23 protein-coding genes are annotated in these 21736 nt (G+C 34.7%); 4 read left to right on the top strand and 19 right to left on the bottom strand.

Translation table 11 applies throughout. The annotated features are described in order from the left end of the window. Positions 1 to 6: 6 nt before the first annotated feature. From ruvX to ychF, 16 genes are all read right to left on the bottom strand, one after another. Positions 7 to 423, bottom strand: coding sequence for a Holliday junction resolvase RuvX (gene ruvX / locus M9426_RS07405; protein WP_005956077.1), 417 nt, complete (start codon positions 421 to 423; stop codon positions 7 to 9). 57 nt (positions 424 to 480) lie between these two features. Then, positions 481 to 735, bottom strand: a complete 255-nt coding sequence (locus M9426_RS07400; protein WP_005956238.1) for an IreB family regulatory phosphoprotein — start codon at positions 733 to 735, stop codon at positions 481 to 483. 48 nt (positions 736 to 783) lie between these two features. Beyond that, entirely contained in the window at positions 784 to 3396 is a 2613-nt protein-coding gene (gene alaS / locus M9426_RS07395; protein WP_250341825.1) for an alanine--tRNA ligase, read from the bottom strand. Between the two features lie 77 nt (positions 3397 to 3473). Further along, on the bottom strand, positions 3474 to 4757 hold the full coding sequence (locus M9426_RS07390; protein ID WP_060799396.1) for an AI-2E family transporter: 1284 nt from the start codon (positions 4755 to 4757) through the stop codon (positions 3474 to 3476). A 4-nt stretch (positions 4758 to 4761) separates the two neighbouring features. Beyond that, positions 4762 to 5889 carry a cysteine desulfurase family protein gene (locus tag M9426_RS07385; RefSeq protein WP_005956298.1) on the bottom strand — a complete coding sequence of 376 codons (1128 nt, stop codon included), beginning with the start codon at positions 5887 to 5889 and terminating at the stop codon, positions 4762 to 4764. Positions 5890 to 5896: 7 nt separating this feature from the next. Then, positions 5897 to 6292, bottom strand: coding sequence for an RrF2 family transcriptional regulator (locus M9426_RS07380; RefSeq protein ID WP_005956306.1), 396 nt, complete (start codon positions 6290 to 6292; stop codon positions 5897 to 5899). Between the two features lie 11 nt (positions 6293 to 6303). Further along, positions 6304 to 6759 (bottom strand): Fe-S cluster assembly sulfur transfer protein SufU, encoded by a 456-nt coding sequence (sufU, locus tag M9426_RS07375; RefSeq protein WP_005956153.1) that lies wholly within the window; start codon positions 6757 to 6759, stop codon positions 6304 to 6306. Next, on the bottom strand, positions 6749 to 7990 hold the full coding sequence (locus M9426_RS07370) for a cysteine desulfurase (protein ID WP_250341824.1): 1242 nt from the start codon (positions 7988 to 7990) through the stop codon (positions 6749 to 6751). Before M9426_RS07370 ends, sufU begins: the two co-directional genes overlap by 11 nt. Beyond that, positions 7991 to 9040 (bottom strand): SufB/SufD family protein, encoded by a 1050-nt coding sequence (locus M9426_RS07365; RefSeq protein WP_250341823.1) that lies wholly within the window; start codon positions 9038 to 9040, stop codon positions 7991 to 7993. It abuts the gene before it with no gap. Between the two features lie 7 nt (positions 9041 to 9047). Further along, positions 9048 to 10427, bottom strand: coding sequence for a Fe-S cluster assembly protein SufB (sufB, locus tag M9426_RS07360; RefSeq protein ID WP_250342633.1), 1380 nt, complete (start codon positions 10425 to 10427; stop codon positions 9048 to 9050). Between the two features lie 37 nt (positions 10428 to 10464). Then, complete coding sequence (gene sufC / locus M9426_RS07355) at positions 10465 to 11211, bottom strand: Fe-S cluster assembly ATPase SufC (protein WP_060799388.1); 747 nt, start codon at positions 11209 to 11211, stop codon at positions 10465 to 10467. A 125-nt stretch (positions 11212 to 11336) separates the two neighbouring features. Beyond that, positions 11337 to 11696 (bottom strand): YraN family protein, encoded by a 360-nt coding sequence (locus M9426_RS07350; RefSeq protein WP_250341822.1) that lies wholly within the window; start codon positions 11694 to 11696, stop codon positions 11337 to 11339. Continuing rightward, positions 11690 to 12307, bottom strand: coding sequence for a ribonuclease HII (gene rnhB, locus M9426_RS07345; protein ID WP_195443264.1), 618 nt, complete (start codon positions 12305 to 12307; stop codon positions 11690 to 11692). The genes M9426_RS07350 and rnhB overlap by 7 nt, the downstream gene beginning before the upstream one ends. Continuing rightward, on the bottom strand, positions 12294 to 13145 hold the full coding sequence (ylqF, locus tag M9426_RS07340; RefSeq protein WP_005956176.1) for a ribosome biogenesis GTPase YlqF: 852 nt from the start codon (positions 13143 to 13145) through the stop codon (positions 12294 to 12296). Before ylqF ends, rnhB begins: the two co-directional genes overlap by 14 nt. Further along, the gene (locus M9426_RS07335; RefSeq protein ID WP_250341821.1) at positions 13146 to 13976 is read right to left on the bottom strand and encodes an HAD-IIB family hydrolase; all 831 of its coding nucleotides are present in this window, start codon (positions 13974 to 13976) and stop codon (positions 13146 to 13148) included. Positions 13977 to 14001: 25 nt separating this feature from the next. Further along, positions 14002 to 15090: a redox-regulated ATPase YchF gene (gene ychF, locus M9426_RS07330; protein ID WP_250341820.1), complete on the bottom strand. Its 1089-nt coding sequence runs from the start codon at positions 15088 to 15090 to the stop codon at positions 14002 to 14004. A gap of 360 nt (positions 15091 to 15450) precedes the next feature. Between ychF and M9426_RS07325 the strand changes: the two genes are divergently transcribed. From M9426_RS07325 to M9426_RS07310, 4 genes are all read left to right on the top strand, one after another. After that, complete coding sequence (locus M9426_RS07325) at positions 15451 to 16725, top strand: ATP-binding cassette domain-containing protein (RefSeq protein WP_250341819.1); 1275 nt, start codon at positions 15451 to 15453, stop codon at positions 16723 to 16725. Continuing rightward, complete coding sequence (locus tag M9426_RS07320; RefSeq protein WP_060799374.1) at positions 16715 to 17545, top strand: ABC transporter permease subunit; 831 nt, start codon at positions 16715 to 16717, stop codon at positions 17543 to 17545. The genes M9426_RS07325 and M9426_RS07320 overlap by 11 nt, the downstream gene beginning before the upstream one ends. Before the next feature lie 128 nt (positions 17546 to 17673). Further along, positions 17674 to 18195 carry a sigma-70 family RNA polymerase sigma factor gene (locus M9426_RS07315; RefSeq protein WP_250341818.1) on the top strand — a complete coding sequence of 174 codons (522 nt, stop codon included), beginning with the start codon at positions 17674 to 17676 and terminating at the stop codon, positions 18193 to 18195. Next, positions 18185 to 19225, top strand: coding sequence for a DUF4179 domain-containing protein (locus M9426_RS07310; protein ID WP_250341817.1), 1041 nt, complete (start codon positions 18185 to 18187; stop codon positions 19223 to 19225). Before M9426_RS07315 ends, M9426_RS07310 begins: the two co-directional genes overlap by 11 nt. A gap of 125 nt (positions 19226 to 19350) precedes the next feature. Here M9426_RS07310 and tnpA read toward each other — a convergent pair whose 3' ends face one another. The 3 genes from tnpA to M9426_RS07295 all read right to left on the bottom strand — a co-directional run bounded on the left by tnpA (position 19351) and on the right by M9426_RS07295 (position 21708). Continuing rightward, a complete protein-coding gene (tnpA, locus tag M9426_RS07305; RefSeq protein WP_250341816.1) occupies positions 19351 to 19833 on the bottom strand; it encodes an IS200/IS605 family transposase in 483 nt (160 codons plus the stop codon). A gap of 191 nt (positions 19834 to 20024) precedes the next feature. Next, positions 20025 to 20837 (bottom strand): ABC transporter ATP-binding protein, encoded by an 813-nt coding sequence (locus M9426_RS07300; protein WP_250341815.1) that lies wholly within the window; start codon positions 20835 to 20837, stop codon positions 20025 to 20027. Further along, complete coding sequence (locus tag M9426_RS07295; protein WP_250341814.1) at positions 20824 to 21708, bottom strand: ABC transporter permease; 885 nt, start codon at positions 21706 to 21708, stop codon at positions 20824 to 20826. Before M9426_RS07295 ends, M9426_RS07300 begins: the two co-directional genes overlap by 14 nt. Positions 21709 to 21736: the final 28 nt, after the last annotated feature.

Genomic DNA, 21736 nt, shown 5'->3' with positions numbered 1-21736 from the left:
TATCACCTATAAATTTATTCTATCCAGATAGGATTGCAGGATATAAGTCGCAGCAATTTTATCTATATATTTTTTCCTATTCTCTCTTCGAACAGAACCTTCTATTAAAACTTGTTCAGCCATTAAAGTGGTCATTCTCTCGTCAACATACTCAATTTCTACTTTAAATTTGTTTTTTAATTTTTCTGCAAACTTGATTACTTTTTCACTTTGAGGCCCAATAGTGTTGTTCATGTTCTTTGGAAGACCTACCACTACTTTTTCTACATTGTTCTCTTTTATAATTTCATGAATTTTCTCATAGGCTATCTTATTAGATTCTCTTTTTATTGTCATAAGAGGTTGTGCAGTAAGCATTAGGGCATCACTTATGGCTACCCCAATCCACACATCTCCTACGTCAAGGCCTAAAATTTTATTCATTTAACCACAACCTTTACAGGTACATATATAATATGTAAAAGAGATGGTCAAACCATCTCAAATTTTTTCTAAATAAACTTTTAACATTTCTTGTAAAAGCTCGTCACGCTCTACTTCTTGTATCATGGATCTTGCATTATCATGGCTTGTGATATATGTGGGATCACCTGATAATATATATCCTATAATTTGGTCAGTTGGGTTGTATCCCTTTTCTTCTAGAGCATTATAAACTGTTCTTAAAATACTCTTAATTCTTTCTTGTTCCAAAATGCTTTTTTCAAAAATTTGTGTATTGTTATTTTGACCCATAATTACCTCCAAATAGATTATATCATAAAAGTATCTATTTTGACATTATTATAAGAGCTCATCTAGCTTGTTTAGAGCTTCTTCCACCTTGTTTAAGTCCTTTGCACCAGCAGTTGCCATATCAGGTCTACCGCCTCCTCCACCGCCAGCTACTTTGGCGATTTCTTTGATTAGTTTACCGGCAGCAATTTTCTTATCAACAAGATCCTTGGAAACTGCACATACAAAGTTTAGTTTATCATCATTTACTGCAGCAAATAAAACAACAACTGATCCAAGCTTATTTCTAACTTCGTCAGCTAGGTCACGAAGAGTATTAACATCTACTCCATCGAACTTTTTGATTACATACTTGATTCCATTCTTTTCTCTAACATCACCTGTTATATCAGAAATTTGATCCTTAGCAAGATCATGTTCAAGTTTTTCAAGATTTTTATTTGCTTCTTTAAGATTTTTAATATTTAATTTTATCTTTTGAATTATTTCATCCTTGTTAGATTTTAATTCACTAGCTATTTCTTCTTCTTTTGCACTTAAGTTGTTTAAATATTCATAAACAGCTGGTCCAGTAATGGATTCAATTCTTCTAACCCCATTACTTATACCACTTTCAGATAGGATTTTAAACATGGAAATCTCTGAAGTGTTGGATACGTGAGTACCACCACAAAGTTCACGAGAGTAATCTCCCATAGATAGGACCCTAACTTGGTCTTGGTATTTACCTTCGAAAAGTCCAATAGCGCCCATTTCCTTAGCTTCTTCAAGTCCTGTTACTTTCGTTTCAACTGGAAGTCCTTCAAAGATTTTTTCATTAACCCTTCTTTCTACCTCAGCAATTTCTTCCTTTGTCATTGCATCAAAGTGAGAGAAGTCAAATCTCATCCTGTCAGCCATAACTAAGGAACCTGCTTGGTTTACATGGCTACCTAGAACATCTTTAAGGGCTCTGTGAAGTAAGTGAGTTACAGAGTGATTCCTTCTTATATTGTTTCTTCTCTTAGAATCAATAATAGCCTTAACTGGTGCTTTTTCTAGCTTTCCTTCTTCAACTTTTACAAGGTGAAGGTGAAGTCCATCCTTAGTTTTCTTTGTATCAGTAACTCTTAACTTAAAGTTGTCTGAAATAATTTCACCAGTGTCTCCAACTTGACCACCACTTTCTCCGTAGAAAGTTGTCTTATCAAGAACTACAAGGCCTTCTTCACCTTTTTCAAGGGAATCAACAATTTCATCATCAGCAATTATTCTTGTAATATTTGCATCACATTCATCTTTTTCATAGCCTAGGAACTCATCACTAAGTCCTTCAAAAAGATGCTTGTTGTCTTGGTTAGCCCAGCCAACATTGGAATCATTTCTAGCTTCTCTGGCTCTTCTCTTTTGGTCATCCATTTCTTTTTGGAAACCTTCCATGTCAACGTCATAACCGTCTTCTCTAAGGATTTCTTCTGTTAAGTCAATTGGGAAACCGTAAGTGTCATAAAGCTTAAAGGCTTTTTCTCCATCTAATAGCTTTTCATTGTTTCCCTTCATTTCATCTATGTGGGCCTTAAGTCTAACAAGACCACCATCAATAGTTTCCAAGAATTTTTCTTCTTCTCTTCTAATGATTTCTTTTATGGATTCTCTGTTTTCCTTGAGTTCTGTGTATTGTTCGCCCCAAGAGTTAATTACCATGTCAGCTATTTCATATAAGAAGGCTCTTTCGATGCCAAGTTTTCTTCCATGTCTTGCAGCTCTTCTTATAAGCCTTCTAAGTACATAGCCTCTTCCTTCATTAGAAGGGACAATTGTATCAGAAATCATAAAAGTCATAGCCCTAATGTGGTCAGTGATTACCCTAAAGGATATATCTGCATTTTTATCTTGGCCATATTTTTTGCCAGAAACTTTTGCAATTTCTTGGATAATATCTTTTATTGCATCAATTTCAAAAATATTGTCAGTTCCTTGTAGGACAGTTGCAATTCTTTCAAGTCCCATACCTGTATCAATGTTTGGATGAGCTAGAGGCTTGTAGTTACCTTCTTCATCCTTATCGAATTGAGTGAATACAAGGTTCCAAACTTCAATAAATCTGTCGCCTTCTCCACCAGGTCTTTCATCTTCAGATCCGTGTTCAAGTCCCCTGTCAACATAAATTTCAGAACATGGACCAGATGGACCAACTTCTAGTTCCCAGAAGTTATCTTCTTTGCCAAGTCTAATTATTTTTTCTTCATCGATTCCCACTACGTCTTTCCAGATGTTGTAGGCTTCATCGTCTTCATAATAAACTGTAACCCAAAGATCTTCTTTTGGGATTTCAAGATTGACTGTTAAAAATTCCCAAGCCCAAGGAATTACTTCGTGCTTGAAGTAATCACCAAAGGAGAAGTTCCCTAGCATTTCAAAAAATGTTGCGTGTCTATCTGTTAAACCTACGTTATCTATGTCGCCAGTCCTAATACATTTTTGGCAAGTTGTAACTCTTTTTGCAGGAGGAATTTCTTCGCCAGTGAAAAATTTCTTCATTGGTGCCATCCCAGCTCCTATTAAAAGAAGTGATTTATCATTTTTTGGAATTAGTGAAAAACTTGGTAGTATGAAGTGTCCTTTTGATTCAAAAAATTTTAAAAACTCTGTTCTTATATCGTGTAAACCTAAATATTTCATAAACAACTCCTATTAAAAATCCTCCCATACCCTGGGAGGATGTGCTATAAATATTATAATTATAAAGAATATGAATGTCAATTAGAGCTATACCTATCGTTGTATTTTATTTTGATAAAATCAACGAGTATAAAGATAATTGACGTCAATGGAACTGAGATAACCATTCCCCATACACCAAAGATTCCACCACCAATAATTATTGAAATTAAAATTACGAGTGGGTTGAGTCCTGTTGAGTCTCCAATGAGTTTTGGTGCAAGAATATTATTTTCTACCCATTGAACGATTACAAATAATATTAGAACCCAAAGGGCCTTCATTGGTGAGTCCATAAAGGCAAATAAAACTGCCGGCGCACAACCAAGGAAAGGACCAATAAAAGGAATTATATCTGCAACACAAGTTATAAGACCAATTATTATGGCAAAGTCCACTCTTAATACTAAGAGGTAGACCATTGTGAGTAAGCCCACAAATATTGCCATAAGCATTCTTCCTCTTATAAATTGTTGAAGGGCTATATCAATGTTCCTTGTCAAGTAAGAGATGTCTTCTCTATGTTTATTTGGTATTGCCTTCTTCACTCTCAACATAAATCTTTCCTTGTCCACTGAAAAGTAGAAAGAAAAAATAATTATTAAGACTAACCTAAAGGCTGAAGTTAAAAATCCATAAAGTTTAGAAATCACATTTGATAGTGAACCCATTAGTGACCCCTGAACTTTTACTATTAAGTCGTTAATAGTGCCCTTAATAGAGTCCAAGATGTTAGAAACTATTTGTGGAGTTTCTACATTTCCATTTACCTTTGGATTTGTTTCTTTGTAAATGTTTATAAAGTTCTTTGGTAGTTCGATGTTAAACTTGGCAAATACATTTGACAAGAAATTGTTAAATTCTCTTATTAAAGTATCCACCATACCAGGTAAACTTGTAAGAAGATTTGAAACTTCGTTAATTGTTTTTGGAATTACAGAAACTATTAAAATTCCAAAAATAAGTATGGCTGAGATGTAAACTATTATTACACCAAACTGTCTCTTGACTCCCTTTCTCTCCAAGTAGTTTACTATTGGATTGATTATATAGGCAAAGATTATTGCAATTATAACCGATGAAAGTGTGTAGCCAAGGATTGGGAACTTATTAAAGAGTATGTTTATTAAGTAAAAAATAAGTATCCCCAAAAATATTTTTGTGATAAGGCTTAGGTCTATATTTATTCTCTTCTTGCCTTCTATATACCTGTTCCCAATATTTATTAGATAGTATATTGCTAAAAATATTAAAAGAATAGAGAGGATGACAAGGGCATAAATCATAAATCTAGCAGCGTTACCAGATATTTGCTCTAACATAATATCACCTGTTCTTGAACTTTTTCATCCCTTGATTTATTTTTTCCACTACGTAATCACATTCTTCTTTTGTGTTTTCGTGATTTAGTGAAAGTCTTAGCATAGAAAGTGAATCTTCTTCACTTCTTCCTATTGCCCTTAAAACATGAGATGGGTTAATGCTTCCTGCTGCACAAGCAGATCCAGAGGAAACACATATATCAAACATATCAAGATACTGAACCATGGTTTGAGGCTTAGTATTTTTTAAAGTGATATTTATATTTCCAGGAAGTCTATTTTCTCTAGGACCATTTAAAATTATTCCATCTATATTCAAAAGTTTTTCTATTGTATAGTCTCTCAAATCTCTTGTGTAAGATGAATAGTCCTCAATATTATTGTAAGCATCTTCCATTGCTCTTGCAAGTCCAACTATTGATGCAAGATTTTCTGTTGATGCCCTCCTTCCTCTTTCCTGTTCGCCACCATCGAGAAAGTTATCTAGGTCTATTCCTTCTCTAAGGTATAGTACTCCGACTCCCTTAGGTGCGCCAAGCTTGTGACCAGATAAGGAAAGCATGTCTACTCCAATGTCTTTGATTTTAAATTTTATATTTCCTATAGCTTGGACTGCGTCTGTGTGAAATAAAATATTTTTTTCTCTAGCTATTTTTGAAATTTCAGCAAGGGGTTCTATAGTTCCTATTTCATTGTTGACAAACATAATTGAAATAAGTCTTGTGGAATCTTTAATTGAATTTTCAATTTCTCTTAAGTCAACAAAACCTTCTGCATCAACAGAAACAAGACTAGCTTGTCCTCCCCAGCTTTCGATTTTTTTTAGTGAATTTAAAACTGCTGGGTGTTCAATCCTTGATGAGATAAGGTGATTTTCTTGATTGGGTAAGAGTGAACCCTTTAGGGCCCAGTTATCTGATTCAGACCCTGAGGAAGTAAAGTAAATTTCACTTGCCTTTACTCCCAAGAGTTCTGCAATTTTTATTCTTGAATTTTCTATTGCTGCCCTAGATCTTTGACCCAGTGAATAGATAGCCGATGGATTACCATAATTTTCTTTTAAATAAGGAAGCATGGCTTCAAAAACACTGTCTGTGATCCTAGTAGTTGCAGCATTATCCATGTAAATCATAAGGGCCTCACATGTCTGCTAGGGTCATGGACTCCATGACACCTTCGATTTTACCTTGAAGTTTAGATAAGATATCTCTTGTTGCACAATCAGCTTGCTTGCCACAAGCAACATTTTTTCCAAGGTCGCAGCAGGAAAGAGAAATATCTCCCTCAAGGGCATTTATAATTTCTCCAATTGCAATGTTTTGTGGGTCTCTTGCTAAGACATAACCTCCTCCTGCACCCCTAATTGATTTGACAAGGTCTGCCTTTCTAAGAAGGGTGAAGAGTTGTTCCAAATAAGATTCTGAAAGATTTTCATCTTTTGCTATATCCTTTAAGGCTATTGGACCCTTTCCCATATTTTCCTTTAAGTTGTACATGGCCATTAGGCCGTAACGACCCTTTGTAGATAATTTCATCTAATCACCTCTTATAATGGATTAAAAGATCCCTTATCTTCATTGTTTTCTAACATATTTTTTAATGTGTACCAGGATAGGACTGCACACTTTACTCTTGCAGGCAAAGTTGAAATAGATTCAAAGGCAATGGCATCGTCAAGATCTTCCAGCTCATCTGGGTCGTCAATCTCTCCCTTTACCATACCAATAAATTTGTCTGCTCTTTCAATAGCTTCTTCAACTTTTATGCCCTTTACATTGTCACACATAATTGAAGTTGAAGCTTGAGAGATGGCACAGCCGTGACCTGTGTAGGATATATCTTCTATGGTGTCATCTTTAATCTTAACTTCAAGAGTGATTTCATCTCCACAACTTGGATTGTGACCAAGTTCTTTTTTTGTGTAGTCTTCTAACTCTCTCCTGTTGTGTTTGTTCCTGGAGTGTTCCAAGATTAATTCTGTGTAAATATTATCAAGATTCAATTCCTAAAATCCTCCTTACATCTTCAAGATGTTCAACGAAATAATCAATTTCTTCCACTGTGTTATAGATTGCAAAACTTGCCCTACAAGAGAAGTTTGAACCCAAGTACCTGTGAAGAGGTTGAGCACAATGATGACCTGATCTTATGGCAATTCCATAAGTGTCAAGGATTGATGCAACATCGTGAGGGTGAGCTTCTTTAAAATTGAAAGAAATTACTGGGGCCCTGTTCTTGTCACTTGTTGTGTAGACTTCAAGATAGTCTAGTTCTTTAAGTTTGCTATAACAGTAGTCAGTTAAAAATCTTTCGTAGTCGTCAATTCTTTCCATACCGTATTTATTTATAAAGTCAATGGCTGCTGCAAGGTTTACTGCTCCTTCAACATTGGCAGTTCCTGCTTCAAACCTTTGTGGTGCATCTAAGAAAGTTGTGTGGTCTTCGTAGACATATTCAATCATGTCGCCACCAGTAAGGAAGACATCCATCTTGTTTAAGAGTTCTTCTTTACCATAAAGTACACCAATTCCCAAGGCAGAGTACATCTTGTGGCCAGAGAAGGCCATAAAGTCAACGTCAAGTTCACTTACATTTACCTTCCTGTGAGGAACTAGTTGTGCTCCATCAAGAATGATTTTTGCATCAGAATTTTCTCTTGCATACTTTACAATTTTTTCTATATCAGGATTTGTTCCAACAACATTAGATGCTCCTGTGATTGAAACAATCTTTGTGTTCTTGGTAACTTTTTCTTCGATTTCAGAAAATGGAATTTGCATATCATCGTCAACATATAAAAATTTTAACTTTGCTCCAGTTTTCTTGCAAACTTCTTGCCAAGGCACAAGGTTGGAGTGGTGTTCCATAATTGAAATTACAATTTCATCGCCCTCTTTTAAGTTGTTTAGTCCATAAGAGTAAGCGAGAAGGTTTAAGGCTTCAGTTGCATTTCTAAGAAATACAACTTCTGATGCCTTCCTTGCTCCAATAAAGTCTGCTATCTTTTGTCTTGCATCTTCGTAAACTTCTGTTGACTTCATTGCAAGATAGTGGGCTCCCCTGTGAGGGTTTCCATTTTCACTTTCGTAAAAGTTTTTTATATTATCAATAATTTCTCTTGGTTTTTGTGTTGTTGCACCATTGTCAAGATAAATTATTGGCTTTCCATTGGATTTTAAATTTAAAAAGGGAAACTCTTTTCTAATTTCTTCTATTTCGTTTTTAGTAAACATTTAATTTCCTCTCTTTATAATCTCTCTAACTGCTTCCCAAACTTCGTCCTTTAACTTTTCATCTCCTAGGGCATCAATAGCTCCAGAGAACTTGGACTCAACTATTAGGGCTTCTGCTTCTTCATAGCTTATACCCCTAGACATTAGATAAAAAATTTGATTTCCATCAAGCTTACCAGAACTAGATGCGTGGTTACCAACAACATCATCTTCATGAGCAAGCATTAGGGGAACTGAGATTGAGTGAACTGTATCATCAAGTAGGATTGAATATTCTTCTTCAGAACCCACTGCACCCTTAGCACCTTCTATAAATTGAAGGTTTGACTTAAAGTTCTTTGATGACCTACCCTTTAAGGCTCCATTAACTAAGATGTCTGACTCAGTCTTCTTGCCCCTGTGAATCATGTCATAGTTCATGTTGATGTACTCATCCTTTTGACCAAAGTAAATTGAATTTACATGGCCTTCAGAGTATTCGCCAATTAATTCACACTTGTAGTTTGTGTAAAGTCTAGCTGATCCAAGTTCATATTGGTGGACGCTGACTTTTGCATGGTCTTCTGTATAAACTCCAATAGATTCAAGAACTAGGGACTTGTCATCATCTCTTGCTATTACAAAAACTTCGACTTCAGAGTTTTCTTTTGCAAGGACTTTTATAACAGTATTCCTAAATTTTTCACTGCTGCCACAAGATGTGTAATCGAGGACAACTTTTAATTTTGAATCTTTTTCTGCAACTATGTGATGAAGGTCAAAGAGTTCAGAATATTCATCGTCAAGTTCAAATAACTTGAAGGCTTCTTCTGTCTTTCCTTCTTCACTTGTGTAGGACTTGTAATAGTTTAGGTATTTCCTATTTAAATCTAAGGCGTCATTTGATATGCCGTACTTAATATTTTCAAATTCAGAAATTTCTCCTGGATTATCTTCTCCTACTTCTCTATATAAGACCCCTTTAATTTGGGGAATTTCTATTTCTGCTTCATTTACCCTTAAGAAATCAAAAGTCTTAAAGGCAATTTCATTTCCTATTAATTTATTCATCTTTCACCTACCCAATTGCTCCAACAAGTTCAAGATTAATTAAGTTATTCATCTCAACTGCGTATTCCATAGGAAGTTCCTTAGCTATTGGCTCAGCAAAACCTCTTACTACCATTTCCTTGGCCTCTTGTTCAGAGATACCCCTGGACATTAGGTAGAAGATAACTGAGTCGCTAATCCTTCCGATTTTTGCTTCGTGTCCAATATCAATATTATTGTTTTCAATTTTAATTGTAGGAATAGTGTCTGATCTTGACTTATTATCAAGCATCAAGGACTCACAAGATGTTGCGTTCTTTGCGCCAACAGCATTTTCTTTTATTTCAACAAGTCCCCTGTAAATTGCAATCCCACCAGATTTTGAAATTGATTTTGTATTTACAGTTGAAGTAGTGTGTGGTGCTGCGTGAACAACTTGTGCTCCAGTGTCAAGATTTTGTCCTTCACCTGCAAAGGAGATACCAGTGAATTCACTAGATGCATTTTCTCCCACAAGGATTGACGCTGGGTAAAGCATGGAAACTTTTGAACCAAAGGATCCTGAAACCCATTCGATCTTTCCATCTTTTTCAACGATTGCCCTCTTGGTGTTGAGGTTGTACATATTTCTTGACCAGTTTTCTATTGTTGAATACCTAAGAGTTGCGCCTTCTCCAACAAAAAGTTCAACTGCACCTGCGTGTAGGTTTATAACATTGTACTTTGGAGCAGAGCAACCTTCTATAAAGTGACAGTAGGCTCCCTCTTCTATAATAATTAGTGTGTGTTCAAATTGTCCTGCGCCTGGAGCATTAAGTCTAAAGTAAGATTGTAGAGGTATATCTACGTTTACTCCCTTTGGCACATATACAAAGGATCCACCAGACCATACTGCATAGTGAAGGGCTGCGTACTTGTGAAGATTAGGTGTGATACACTTGCTAAAATATTTTTTTACAATTTCAGGATATTCTTTAAGTCCTGTTTCAAAGTCTGTATAAATTACACCTTGGTCTGAAAGATATTTTTGGATGGAGTGGTAAACAACTTCAGAGTCGTATTGAGCTCCAACACCAGAAAGCATGGATTCTTTTTCTGCTTCAGGAATTCCAAGCTTGTCAAAAGTATCCCTAATTTCATCAGGAACATTTTTCCAGTCGTCAGACATATCTGCATCTGGTCTTATATAAGTTGTGATTTCATCCATGTCAACTTCAGAAAGATCTGGACCCCATTTTGGATTTTCTTTTTCGTTAAAGATCTTAAGAGCCTTAAGTCTACTTTCAAGCATCCATTCTGGTTCGTCCTTTTCAGCAGAAATTTGTCTTACAATTTCTTCTGTAAGTCCCTTCTCAGTCTTTGACCTAAATGTGAATTTATTTTTAATGTCATAGACCCCACGGTCCATGTCTTCTACATAAGTTTTTTCTACCTTCTTAACCAAATTATTTCACCTCTTCTCTTATCCAGTTAAATCCTTCTTTTTCGATTTTATCGATTAGAGAAGCGTCTCCTTCTTTTACAATTTCACCATCTAATACAACGTGAACAAAGTCAGGTTTAATGTTGTCGATTAACTCCTTGTGGTGAGTGATAATTAAAACTGCATTGTCCTTGTTTAAATATTTTTCAATACCACTTGATACAATTCTTGTTGCATCAACATCAAGACCCGAGTCTGTTTCATCAAGAATAGCAAGCTTAGGCTTTAACATTAACATTTGAAGAATTTCGTTTTTCTTTTTTTCTCCACCAGAGAAGCCTACGTTTAAATATCTCTCTGCGTAAGAAGAATCCATTTTTAATTCTTCCATTTCCTTCTTAATTTCTTTTTTAAATTTTAAAATTGAAATTGTCTTGTCTTCCTTTAAAGACTTTGCAGTCCTAATAAAGTTTTCTACAGAAATTCCCGGAACTTCTTCTGGAGTTTGGAAGGACATAAATAGTCCCTTGTTTGCTCTCTTGTCTGTAGTAAGATCTGTTATGTCTTCACCATCTAAGAAGATCTTTCCGCTTGTTACATTGTAAACAGGATTGTCCATGATTACATTGGCAAGAGTAGATTTACCAGAACCATTTGGTCCCATGATTACGTGAACTTCGCCGTAATTAATTTTCAAATTTATATTTTTTAAAATTTGCTTTTCCTCTACGCCTGCGCTTAAATTTTCTATTCTCAATAACTCTGTCATACTTCCTCCATTTATTAAAAATAATTCATACAAAATTACTATGTTTTTTCTATTAACTATAATAACACAAGTTTTTTAATTAGCAAGTAATTATTGCAAATAAAAAAACTAGGCTTAACCTAGTTTTATGAAAGCATAAATGCCGACTCTATGTGATTGATTTCCTTCTCATTAAAATAAACTTCAATTATGTCAAAGCGAACCATAATATCAAAAAGCCCCTTTGCCATAATGTAAGCTGTTGCTGTTTGAATAATATTTTGCATCTTGTATTCTGTCACAGCTTCATAAGCATCTCCATACTTTCTAGAGTTACGCGACTTCACTTCTACAAAGACAAGTTCATCCTTGTCACGTGCAATAATATCTATTTCTGTTCCAAGGGCGCGATAATTTCTATCTAATATAAGGTAGCCCTTTTCTTCTAAAAATTTTGTGGCAATATCTTCCCCACGATTTCCGAAAAATAAATTATGTCCTACCATGATTTTATATTCTTTAAAAAAGTTTTTCTGTGCATGTCACTTGGACCGTAAGCTTTAAGAGCTTCTCTGTGATATTTTGTTGCGTAACCCTTGTGCTTTTCAAGTCCATATTGGGGATATTCTTCTGCCCACTTCTTGCAGAGATTGTCCCTGTAGACCTTCGCAACAATAGATGCACAGGCAATGGAGTAGCAAGACTCGTCACCCTTAACTATTGCCTTTTGAAAAATTCCAGTTTGAATAGTTTCAGCATCAATTAATACACAGTCAGCTTCGATTTTATTATTTTCACTGTCTCTTAAATTTTCAAGAGCGTTGATCATGGAGATGTGGGTCGCCATCCTAATATTTACCTTATCAATTATGTCAGCATTTGCCCTGCCAATACCAACTGCAATTGCAGATTCTAAAATTTTTAAGTAGAGTGCCTCTCTCTTCTTGGGAGATAATTTTTTGGAGTCATTTACCCCCTCAATGTATTCTCCCCTTGGCATAATTACTGCGCAGGAAACTACGTCGCCAAAGAGACATCCCCTGCCAACTTCATCTATACCGCAAATATTTTTGTAGCCCTTTTCATAATATTCTTCTTCAAAATTATAAAAACTCATCAGGAACCTCCAATGTAATCCTTCCAAGGATTCCCTTCCTAAATTCATCTAGGATAATGCCAGAAACTTTTTCGTAGTCGATGTAGCCACCACGCATTAGGGCTCCCCTCTTACTTCCAATTTCATCCATGATTTCAATTCCAGTCATGTCATGGATATCTTGAAGCTTGTATCTTTCTTCTAAAGAAGAAGGAGCAATTTCCTTTAACTTTTCTATTAATCTCAAGGCAAGAGTTTCCCTGTCCATGATTTCATCTTTTATGGCACCAGTGAAGGCAAGATTAAGTCCAACCTTATCTTGGAACTTTGGCCAAAGAACCCCTGGTGTGTCAAGAAGGTGGAGCTTGGGATGAATCTTTATCCACTGGTTGACCTTGGTAACTCCTGGCCTGTTTCCAGTTTTGGCTGACCTTGTGCCTGATATTGAATTGATAAAAGTTGACTTGCCTGAGTTCGGAATCCCAACAATCATAGCACGTAGTGGTCCCTTGTTAAGGCCCTTGTCTTCAAATTTTTTTATTTCTTCTGCCATTAGTTCTTCTGACTTATTTACAACGAGACCAACATTGGGTTTCATTGCATTGTAGGAGATGGCAAAGTTGTTCTCATCAGTTAGTCTATCCATCCAAAGGTCGTTTAACTTAGGATCAGATAGGTCTGACTTGTTAAAAATAAGAAGTCTCTTTTTGTTTTTTAAGAGGTCATCAAAGAGAGGATTTCTACTTGAGAAGGGGATTCTGGAATCTATAATTTCTATTACAAAGTCAACGAGCTTTAACTTCTTCTCAATATCCTCTATGGTCTTCTTCATGTGACCAGGGTACCAGTTAATATTCATTTAATCACCAAATAAAACCTTATCTAAAATTTTTATTGCGCCATCATGGTTGTTGTCATAATCAGAAACCACATCGGCAACTTCCTTTAAGACATCAACAGCATTTATCATGGCAAAGCCAAGTCCAACATTTTCTACAAGCATCTTGTCGTTGGAGTCGTCGCCAATTGCTGCAACTTCTTCTAGTTTTATATTCCTATTTTCTGCATACTTCTTTACGCCGAAAAACTTGTCCCCATTCTTTTGAAGGATTTCCAGCATCCACTTTGGATGTCTCTTTATCTTCATAAGATGGAAGTTGAACTTGTCATCTCCAATTCCATCTTTTATATTCCTTCTAAGTTCAACTAAGTCGTCGTGACTTCCTGCAAAAACAATTGAAAGAGGATAACCTTCAAAATCATCAAAGTTATCAAGTCCAAGATTTCTTCCCCTAAAGGCATCCACATAAGTCCCTTCAAGAGAATTAAAATTCTTTTTCTTGTATAGGAGGTCAATCCCATCTTCCCTCTCAACATGGATTGTGGAGTAGACCTTGTCATTCTTGTCAAAGGACATAATTAAATCTACATCTTCCTTTGACATGGGATTTACAAATTCAAGTTTTCCAGTTTTGTTATTCTTAATAATATTTCCATTGTTGCAAATCAAATCTATCTCAAGATCTTCGCCCACAAATCTGTGAGCAGTGTAGAATTCTCTTCCAGTTGCAACCACGGGAATAATATTATTAGCTTTTAATTTTTCCACAAAGGGCCTAAAGGATTCTGTCATCACCTTATCGCTTGTTAAGAGAGTTTCATCTAGGTCCATTGAAAGCATTTTAATCATAAATCACCTTTTTTCTTCAGCTTAATTATACGTTAAACTTAAAGACAATTACGTCGCCATCTTCAACGACATAGTCCTTTCCTTCACTTCTAATAAGTCCCTTGTCCCTAGCATTTGCCATTGAGCCAGAGTCAACAAGGTCTTGGTAGGAGATTGTGTCTGCCTTAATAAATCCTCTTTCCATATCTGTATGAATTTTTCCAGCAGCAACTGGTGCCTTGGAACCCTTTTTAACTGTCCAAGCCCTAGTTTCCATTTCTCCAGTTGTGATAAAGGAAATTAGACCAAGGAGCTTGTAGCTTGACTTAATCAACTTATCAAGACCTGATGAGTCAAGACCAAGCTCTTCTAAGAATAATTCCTTTTCATCTTCATCAAGGGCAGCTATTTCTGATTCAATTTCTGCAGAGATAACTACAACTTCGTCGCCAGTTTTTTCTGCGTATTCTCTTACTGCCTTTACATACTTATTGTCATCCTTAGTTAGTTCACTTTCTGCAACGTTACAAACATAGATAACAGGTTTTGCACTAAGAAGGGAATAGTTCTTGATAATTTTCTTTTCTTCCTCATCAAGTTCAACTTCTCTTGCAGACCTTCCTTCTTCAAGGGCAGTCTTAATTTTTTCTAAAAGGTCTCTTTCTTTTGCAAGATTTTTTTCAGCTCTTGCTTTTTTTGCAACCTTTCCATACCTATTTTCAACTTGCTCAAGGTCAGAGAAAATTAATTCTAGGTTTATATTTTCAATGTCACGCAAAGGATCAACTGAACCATCAACGTGAATAATGTTTTCGTCGTCAAAACATCTTACAACGTGGACAATGGCATCAACTTCACGGATATTTGATAAAAATTGGTTGCCAAGTCCTTCCCCCTTGCTGGCTCCCTTAACAAGTCCAGCAATGTCATAAAATTCTATATTAGTGTAGATAATTCTTTGTGAGTTATTTAATTTTGAAAGAACTTCTAGTCTTTCATCAGGCACATTTACAACCCCAACATTTGGCTCAATTGTTGCAAAGGGATAGTTTGCAGCTTCTGCTCCAGCACTTGTTAGGGCATTAAATAAAGTAGACTTACCAACGTTAGGTAGTCCCACGATTCCAAGTTTCATTTAAAAACCTCCATTCAAAGTAAAATTATATCACAAGCCACTTTTTAAGTCATTTTATTTTAATTAGTCTTAGTCCTCAACTTGTAAAATTTTTATAAAGTCATAAGTTTTTGTAAAGTTGTAAATTTTTATTAATCCACAAATTTCTACTAAGTCATAGTTTTCTATGAAGTCCTAGCTTTCTATAAAGTCATAAATTTTTACTAGCTTGTGAATATACAATAAGTTATAAAATATAAAAATTTGAAATGGTTTTGCTTCAATCTTTTCTATTATTTAGCTAAGATGGGCTTACTAATCTTTTATTTAAATATTTTTTATTGTATAATGAGTTTATTAATTATTAAAGAGGTGAATAGTATGAGTGCCATCGTCATAAATGACCTGACAAAGGGCAAGGGTAAAGATAAAGTTTTACAAAAATTAAATCTTGAAATCCTTGAAGGAGAATTCTTCTCCCTACTTGGAACTGAAAAATCTGGAAAGACTACTCTTGCAAGAATTATAATGGGATTTTTAAAACCTAATAGTGGATCTATTAAGGTTTATGATATGGATTCATTTAAAGAATCAAAAGAAATAAAAGAAAGCGTGTCTCTTGTGCCAGAAGATATGATCTTCGATTCAAAAATCAAGTCCTTCGCACTATTAAAAAAGACACTTAATGCACACAACCTATCCAACACAGAAGACATTGACATCCTCTGTGATTATTTTGAATTTAATTCAAACTTAAGGGTTTGTGACTTGAGAGACAGGGAGAGAAAACTCTTAGCTATTATTAACGCCCTAATTATTAAGCCAAGACTTTTAATCTTAGACAATCCTTCTAAGTTTTTAGATGACAAGGACATTGACAGACTCTTCTCTCATGTGAAGAAATTAAATGAGCAAGAAAACCTAACAGTTTTACTCCTATCTGAGTCACTAAGAGAGGCAAAAAAATATTCTGCTCGTATTGCCTACCTATCTGATGGTAAGGTTCAAGACATTGAGTACAACAATGTAAAGGCAGCTGGAGATAAGGTCCTAAAAATTGATTCCTACAGGGGCAATTTAAATTACTTTACTTCCATTGGGGCAAGAATTATCAAGGACGAAGAAGACGAAACTATCCTTTACTTCGATGGTCCTCTTCCAGAACTTTCAAAAGTTATCTATGAAGAAGGTTTAGAAAATTATATTCTTGAAGATGCTGAGCTAAGCGACAAGGTTGAAGCTTACTACAAGGGAGAAAATGCAAAACTTCCAAGAAGAAAGCCTGAAGCTCCAGTGGAATCTAAGGACATCAAGCTAGAAGAAACTTCTACAATAGAAGCAGATACTATTAATGGAGTAAGTGAAGCTACTATTAAGCTGGACCAAGCTGATAACAACTTCAATAGTGTTGAAGGCATAAGCGAAGATGAAATGGAAAAAGATACAGTCCACAACACAAAGACAAACCTCTTCGTTGATGAAGAGTATTCTGAAAAAGTTCTTGGAGAAAATCCAAAGACTCCTCAAGGAGAAGTTCTTGATCCTCCAAAGGAAGAAAAAACTTCTGGCGACACAATAGTATTTGATACCTCTAATGAAGGCATCTTCAATGCAAGTGAAGAAACAAAGCTAAAGGAGGACAAAGATGATATTTAATATGGAATTTAAATCAAACTTTGCAAAGATGATCTCTTGGGCCATTGTCCTAATAATTTTACTGGGACTTATGCTTGCCTTTTATCCTTTCCTTGCAGAGTCACAAATGAATTCGCTCTTTAATTCAGTTTTAGAAAGTTTTAACGAGCCGACAAAAAATATCTTGGGCTTTTATGAAGGCATGGATATAGTAAACATTGGCGACTATCTTGCCCTAGTTTACCACTATCTTGGAATATTAATTTTTGTATTTGCAATGCAACTTGGAGCTAACTCCCTTGCAAAGGAACAATCTTCAGGTAACATTGAATATATTTATTCAAACCCAATTTCTAAATCAGAAATTGTAACTGGAAAGTTCACAGCAAATATTTTAATTTATATTTTATTCTTAATAATAATGGCCCTTGCAAGTTTTGGACTTGTGCTTGGAGTTTCTTCTCTTGGAAGCGACACTCCACAAGTTACAAGCTTTGAAATTATTGAAGGACTTGTAAAAGTTTTCGTTGGACTACTTGGCTCTGGCCTTGTCTTTATGTCCATTGGATTCTTCTTCTCTTCAATGTCTAAGTCAGCCCTACATCAAGATGCAGTATCTGCACTTTTTGTATTCCTTCTTGTACTACTTACAATTGTAGGAAAAGTTATTGGCGACGTCTTCGGAATGGTAGTTACTTACTTCCCTAACGAAGCCTTTAGACCTTATAGTTTTGTCAGCGCAAACCTAAACCTATTTGGCCTAATAGCAAATGCAGTGATATTTATCTTGATGATAGTATTAACTTACTCTATCTATTCAAATAAAGAACTTAAATATTAATTTTAAAAACTATCTTGGATGACCAGGATAGTTTTTTTTGCGCTCAAAATTATTTTTCATAAATTTTAATTTTAAAAATTTGTCAGAATTATTATCTCTATCACGAATATATAAGTGAAGGAGGAAATATGGATAATAAAGACTTGATAGAAAGGCTAAAAAAGAAAGATGAAGATGCCCTTTATATATTTATTGAAGAATATGGAAAAATATTAAAAGGTGTTATTTCAAAAACACTTTGGAAATATCCAAACCTCTGGGAAGAAGCTATGAATGATGCTCTCTTAAGTATATGGCAAAATATAGAATACTTTGACCCAAGTAGGTCCATTTTTAAAAATTGGTGTGCCCTTGTTGCGAAATACAGAGCCATAGATATTCTTAGAAAAGAAATTAAATTTGAAAGCCTTAGACTAGATGAAGATTCAAAAACTGTAGATTCAGATTTATATTCAAATCTAGAAATAGAAGAAATTCTTTCACTTTTAAATGATGAAGATAAAAAACTTTTTGAAAATATTTTTATCCATGGCCTTTCCTATAAAGAGGCAGCATCAAAGCAAAATATTTCCACAGCAAATGCCTATAAAAAAGTTAGCAGAGGAAGAAATTTTTTAAAAAAATGGAGGAAAAGTTTTTATGAAAAATAATATTTATGATGAGTTAAACGATATGAAAATTGAATACGAAGAAATTCCTCTTAATGATTTCGAAAAAGAAAAACTCAAAAAAACTGTGAGATCATTAAAAATAAAAAACAAGAAAAATAAGTTTAATAAAAGAATTGTAGCAATAGCAGCATCTCTTATATTGATTTTAGGAATAACAAACCACACATCTGGTGGTTATGTATTGGCAAAGACAAAAGAAGTAGCAAGTAATTTTAAAATTACTTTATCTGATGCCATGGGATTGTCAAGGGAAGTTGATGAGTACAGCGTAAATTTAAACGAAGCTTTTGAAATAAATGGAAAAAAATATATTCTAGATAAATTTATCATTGAAGATAACAATTTATACACAGTTATTTTAAGCCTAAATGACTCAGAAAAAATACCCTCTGGAGAAGTTAACTTAACTGAACTTAAAGTTAATGGCAAGAAAAATAATATTCTTAGTTCTACTGGCTCTGCCTATACTTTACCTGAAGATGAAAAAGTAAATGTCTATACTCTTAAATATGATTTAGAAGAATCATTGCCAAAAGAAGGCAAAGTTAATTTAGAATTTTTCTTCGATGAGTTTTTAGGAAACAAGAAAAAAATTAGTCTCTCAACAAATATAGATATGTCACAAATGAAATTGAAAAAAAATCTTATAGCAAAGGACTTTACTATTCCAGATACTAATAATATTGTCATTGAAAGCTTTACTACAAGCCCAGCTTCACAAAAAATTGTATTGACCTATCCTGACACCGAAGATGGATATATTTATTCAATAAAAGCCAGAGATTCTAAAAATAGGTTTGTATATTTTGAAACTCGTGAAGCAGAGAAAAATAAATCCAACCTATACTTTTCACCAGTCATTAGCAAAGTTACTGCCGATGAACTTTTAAATGAAATAAAAACGCTAAGATGCCAATTATACAGAGTGACAGTTCACAGCTATGGCAACAGAGAAATCCCTATTGGAGAAGAAGCAATTGGCGACGAATTTACTCTCACTTTAAAATAAAATTTTATATTAAATCATAACCACCGGCTAAGCCGGTGGTTTGTTTTGCCCCTATAAGGGGCTGTTACCGGCAGCATTCCATGCTTTGAACTTTCTTTCTCGTGCACCAATTTTCACAGCTGGTGCTAAAGCACCTTATTTTTGCTTTTGTTTACTTGCTCACCCGTGAACAGGTCTACAAATTCCTTTATGCTTATTCGATCTGCCATGTAATCTTCTTTTAATTGATTTTTTATATATTCTTGTATCTTTTTCGCATTCTTTCCTGCTGTATCTACGTAATATCCTCTACACCAAAAGTGTCTATTCCCATATTTGTATTTTAAATTTGCATGCCTATCAAATATTATTAGACTACTTTTCCCTTTTAAATATCCCATTGTTTGAGATTTGCTGTATTTCGGTGGAATTTCCAACAACATATGAATATGGTCTGGACAGCATTCTGCTTCTATTATATTTATTCCTTTTCTGTCACATAAATCCCTTAATATTTTTCCTATATCTTGTTTTAACCTTCCATAAATTACTTGTCTTCTATATTTTGGAGCAAATACTACGTGATACTTACAATTCCAGGATGTATGTGATAAACTATTTTTATCCATTTTAGGATACCTCCCTTTTCTATTTATGCTACTGCCAGTAACATTAATAGTTTATCACGGGAGGTTTTTTGCTTTAAGCTAAAGCTTTATTTTTCTACCACCAGCATAGCTGGTGGTTTATTCATGCTGAAGCGTACAACAAAAAGTCCTACTCTTTCTTGAGTAGGACTTTTTAATGTTATTTATGAAATTTATGCAATTTTTTCTACTTGCTTTACTCTTGTCACACTTGTTACTTCTACATTGTTTTCTTCTTCAATCTTTTCATTGTAGATCCTATTTAGTTCTTCTTCCGTAACTTCACTTGGAAGAATATCTAGGACAACCTTGCCCTTGTTGAGCATTATAATTCTGTCAGAGTAGTCAATGGCATTCTTTAAGTTGTGAGTGATCATTAGTGTTGTGATTTTTTCCTTCTTGATAAGGTCATTGGTCTTATCCATTATTATTTTAGAAGTCTTTGGATCAAGGGCTGCTGTGTGTTCATCAAGTAAGAGAATTTTTGGCTTTTTCACTGTTGCCATGAGTAAGGAGAGTGATTGTCTTTGTCCTCCTGATAAAAACTTTACTTGAGTCTTTAATTTGTTTTCAAGTCCAAGATCAATAGACTTTAGCTTTTCAATAATTTTATCGTTGTTGTTCTTGTCGATTAACCTCTTGAAGGTGAACTTGTGACCCTTCTTAAAGGCCATAGACATATTTTCTAAAATATTTAGACTTTGGCAAACTCCCTTTGATGGATCTTGGTTTACCTTTCCGATGTCTATTGCCCTCTTGTCTTCAGATAATTTTGCAATGTCCACATCTCCTAAGATGATTTCTCCTGAGTCAGGGTTAAGTGAACCTGAGATCATATTAAAAAGTGTAGACTTGCCACAACCATTAGGTCCTAAAATTGCAACACACTTATTTTCTTCTATATCAAGGGAGAAATTATCAAAAATTTGATTTTCTTCTTCCATTCCCTTGTAAAAAGTTTTTGATAAATTTTTAATTCTTAGCATTTTCTTCCCTCTTTCCTTTTAAAACAGATAGTCCCTTTGAAGAAACATTATTGTAAACTATGAAGAATACTACGATGATTGCAGTTATTCCCTTTAAATCACTTGGAGCAAGTCCTAGGTAAAGGGCGATTCCATAGATGATCCTGTAAATTATTGCACCAATTATGGCTCTTGTTGTCCTATTTAAAAAGTTTGCATTCTTTAAGAAGGCATCGCCAATTATAACTGATGCAAGTGCTGATACGATTATGGCTTGTCCCATTGTTATGTCTGCATAACCATTGGACTGTGCCATCAAAGCTCCAGCAAGTGCTGCAAGTGCATTGGATATTACAAGACCAATTGCAATGTACTTGTCTGGATTTTTACCAAGGGACTTAACAAGAGTTTCATTGTCCCCTGTTGCCAAAAGAAGGTAGCCCTTCTCAGTTTTTAAAAACCAATCAAGAATTAATTTTATAACAAGTGTTATTATTGTAAGAATTAACATCTTAGGAAGGCTTTCAAAAAGTTGAAATATAGTTTTGTAATCGAAAAAAGTAACATTTGGCGTACCAGTAATTCTTAGGTTCACTGAATATAAAAATGTCATTGTTAGGATCCCTGCTAAGATAGCTTGGATCTTAAACTTTCTAAATAAAATATATGTGATGTAGCCTCCAAGTCCTCCTGCTGCAAGTGAAACCACCATAGCAAGCACAGGATTCATGCCAAGTGTCAACATCTTGGCAAAGGCAAAGGCCCCCAGTGGGAAAGTCCCTTCCACTGACATGTCAGGGAAATCTAAAATTTTAAAGGTTATTACAACTCCTATTGTCAATATGGAAAATATAAGTCCCATGACAATGGATTCCATTATTACTGAATTCAACTTTTTCCTCCTAATTTGTTTTAATTAT

It is taken from the genome of Peptoniphilus genitalis (assembly GCF_023614525.1).
Lineage (GTDB): Bacteria > Bacillota > Clostridia > Tissierellales > Peptoniphilaceae > Peptoniphilus_A > Peptoniphilus_A genitalis.
The sequence above is the reverse complement of the archived record's forward strand: the minus strand, read 5'-3'. Positions and strand labels throughout refer to the sequence as shown.